The organism is Pseudopedobacter sp., assembly GCF_040392825.1.
GTDB lineage: Bacteria > Bacteroidota > Bacteroidia > Sphingobacteriales > Sphingobacteriaceae > Pseudopedobacter.
The window spans coordinates 1-3298 of sequence record NZ_JBEBVH010000362.1; the positions used below are offsets into that span (position 1 = coordinate 1).

The following is a 3298-nucleotide window of genomic DNA, read 5'->3' on the forward strand; positions in this document are numbered from 1 at the left end:
AACAAAATGAAAATGAAAAAAAAACAGGAAATAAAGGAATTAAATAATTCCGGAATAGAAATAATCAGATAATAGTTCTTGTAAGTTTTTTCTCTTAGAGGAAGAAAATCATGACTGTAATGGAGGTCTATAGTTTAATGCTTATTTGAAGCGGTCACAGCAACCGTGATTCGGCAAGAATGAGCGGTTCTCAAACAAAAAAATCCTGTTGATAAAATCAACAGGATTTTTTAATCCAATATAGATTGTAATCTTATAATCCAAATTTAACAGTGTATACAGCAGTTAACTTTGCTCTTACTGCTTGGGAAGTCTCCATATGCGCTTTGCCAACAATATCGTAGCTGAAAGTGTTTTTTACAAAGTTTTGTATGTCTATATCGCCACCAGTTACCGGTATTTCTATCGTGTATTGGTCATTTGTGAAATCAGTGTTTAGTTTTTTAGCTAATACAGCTGTATTTGTACCCGATTTTATTTCTATCGAAATTTCTTCCAGAGCTTTAAAATTAGCTCCCGATACTTTGTCTAACAATTCAACTTTTAACGAGGTAAGATTGATACTCTTTAAACCTTTGTATTGGTTGAGGTCAATTTTAGAGATATTTTCAACACCTGTTATTCTTCCTCTTTCCAGATTTGTTACCTGAGGAATAGTGAACTCAATAGCATTAGGTGTTACTTTTACATCGGCTTGAATAGCATCTTTTACTTTATCGCAAGAAGATAAGCTCACAAATGCTAACAATATTGCACCAATAAATGAGGTTTTTACGTTTATTTTCATGGTTTTTTAGTTTTTTAATTTCTGCCGAAAAGATAATATAAATCTATTTAACTTCAATTAATTATGTTAAAAATGTTTTGATTGTTTATTCTTCTTTTTAGCTTATCCAAAACAGCTGTTACTCCCGTTCTATAAAATCTAATTTTCTATTGGTTCTTTACATGCAGGTTCTTATATTCAGCGTTTCAATTCAATAATATGTTCAGGAAAATTGTTCATCTATTACTGTTTATTCCAATTACATTTACAGCGAACGCACAGATAAAGAATCCAATAATTCCAAAGCCCAATCAAATCGAATACGGAAACGGGTACTTCCAACTGGATAAGGAGACAGCTATTATTTACCATAATGCGAGCGATTTAAAACTTGCCGAGCTTTTCAGAGATCTGGTAAAGGCGAATCAGGGTATAGATTTGGTCATCGCCAAAGCATTTATACAAAAACCAAAGACCTTAATTTATTTCAATTCTTCATCAGATAATACCAACGAAGAAGCGTATACTTTAAAAGTGTCTGCAGATGAAATAGTTGTAGAAGGCAAGGAGAAAGGTACCTTTTATGGTTTACAATCATTAAATCAGCTTTATCTGGCCAATAAAGAAACGGGACAGATACCTCAGCTAACTATTAAAGACGAACCAAGGTACAAATACAGAGGTCTTCATTTAGATGTAGGGAGACATCTGTTTCCATTGGATTTTATTAAGAAATATATCGATTTGATGGCAGCATATAAGCTGAATAACTTTCATTGGCATTTAACCGAAGATCAGGGCTGGAGAATAGAAATTAAAAAATATCCAAAGTTACAGGAAATAGCAGCTTATCGCGATCAGACGGTTATAGGTAATTTTCATGCTTATTTTCCACGTGTGTTCGACGGTCAACGTTACGGAGGTTATTATACTCAGCAAGAAGCTAAAGAAATTGTAGCCTATGCAGCTTCAAAATATATAAATGTGATTCCAGAAATAGAGCTTCCAGGACATTCCATGGCGGCATTGTCTGCCTATCCGGAACTGGCTTGTGGAGATAATCCCGGACCATTTAAGGCTGCGCAGCAATGGGGAGTTTTTCCTGATATATATTGTGCAGGAAAAGAACAAACCTTTAAATTTTTAGAAGATGTATTGACAGAGGTTTTAGAAATATTTCCGTCCAAATACATTCATATCGGAGGAGATGAAGCACCAAAAGATAGGTGGAAGACTTGCCCTTACTGTAAGAAACGTATTAAGGGAAATAAACTAAAAGACGAACATCATCTACAATCTTATTTTATCCATAGGATAGAGCAATTTTTGAATAAAAAAGGAAGGGCAATTATTGGCTGGGACGAAATTTTAGAAGGCGGACTGGCACCTAATGCTACGGTAATGTCGTGGAGAGGCGAAAAAGGAGGGATAGAAGCAGCCAGACAAAATCACGATGTTATCATGACCCCCAGCAATAATGGTTTATATCTGGATCATATTCAGGGAAGGGCAGACCAGGAACCCACTACTATTGGCGGTAACGGATTTATAGAGAGAATTTATGCCTATAATCCAACACCTTCAGTTTTAAAGCCCGAACAGCAAAAGTACATTATTGGCGTACAGGCAAATATGTGGACAGAGTATATCCAAACTCCCCAATGGGCAGAGTATATGTTGTTACCAAGATTATTTGCTGTATCTGAAATTGCATGGACTCAACCCGCAAATAAAGATTTTTCAGATTTTACAGAAAACAGAGTTGCTTTCCATCTGTCAAATATAGATTGCGGGAATACCAATTATAGAGTTCCACCGGCAATTGGCGCAAAAGATACTTCTATTAATGTGGCTGGAAGTTATCGTTTTACCTGGAAGCCTTCTGTTAAAGGCGCAAAGATTCACTATACAATAGATGGGAGTAACCCGGCTCAATACTCCAGGGTTTACGATGGAAATTTAGAGGTTATTGTTCCAAAAGGAGAATCACGTCAGGTAAAATCAGTCGTGATAACTCCTTCTAATAGGAAAAGCAGTGTCGTTACGACCAAATTATTCAATAGAGACCCTTTCCCTGCCATTGATACTGTCCCCGGATTAATAAGAGGTAAATTGAAATATTACTATATTCCCGGCAAGTTCGAATCTGTAATGGAACTCGATACCAGTAACGAGACTCAAAAAGGTTATGCCACTCAGGTACGTGTTACTCAGGTAAAAAACAGAGCCAGAGAATACGGCCTGATCTTTACAGGATATATCAATGTTAACGAAGATGCTACTTTTGAATTTTCTTTAGTAAGCAATGACGGCAGCAGATTATATATAGACGACCAGTTGATCATAGATAACGACGGAAGAATCTTCCAATACGAAAGATCTGCCGGAGTTCCTTTAAAGCCCGGTTTACATAAAATAAAAGTAAGCTATTTTGATAATGGTCCCGCAACAGCTTTACAGCTATTTGTAAAGGGAACAGACGGCAAAAAAATAGAATTACCAGCAGTGATGATGAGTACGGAGAATGAGTAA

2 protein-coding genes are annotated in these 3298 nt (G+C 36.1%); one reads left to right on the plus strand and one right to left on the minus strand.

Translation table 11 applies throughout. From position 1 onward, the window contains the following. Positions 1–253 precede the first annotated feature (253 nt). Entirely contained in the window at positions 254–787 is a 534-nt protein-coding gene (locus ABWO41_RS16920; protein ID WP_353140541.1) for a hypothetical protein, read from the minus strand. A 198-nt stretch (positions 788–985) separates the two neighbouring features. Here ABWO41_RS16920 and ABWO41_RS16925 point away from each other — a divergent pair, with 198 nt between their 5' ends. Continuing rightward, positions 986–3298 carry a family 20 glycosylhydrolase gene (locus ABWO41_RS16925; RefSeq protein ID WP_353140544.1) on the plus strand — a complete coding sequence of 771 codons (2313 nt, stop codon included), beginning with the start codon at positions 986–988 and terminating at the stop codon, positions 3296–3298.

Coding starts and splice junctions, on each gene's coding strand:
- ABWO41_RS16920 (WP_353140541.1), bottom strand. CDS start 787: ATGAAAATAAACGTAAAAACCTCATTTATTGGTGCAATATTGTTAGCA.
- ABWO41_RS16925 (WP_353140544.1), top strand. CDS start 986: ATGTTCAGGAAAATTGTTCATCTATTACTGTTTATTCCAATTACATTT.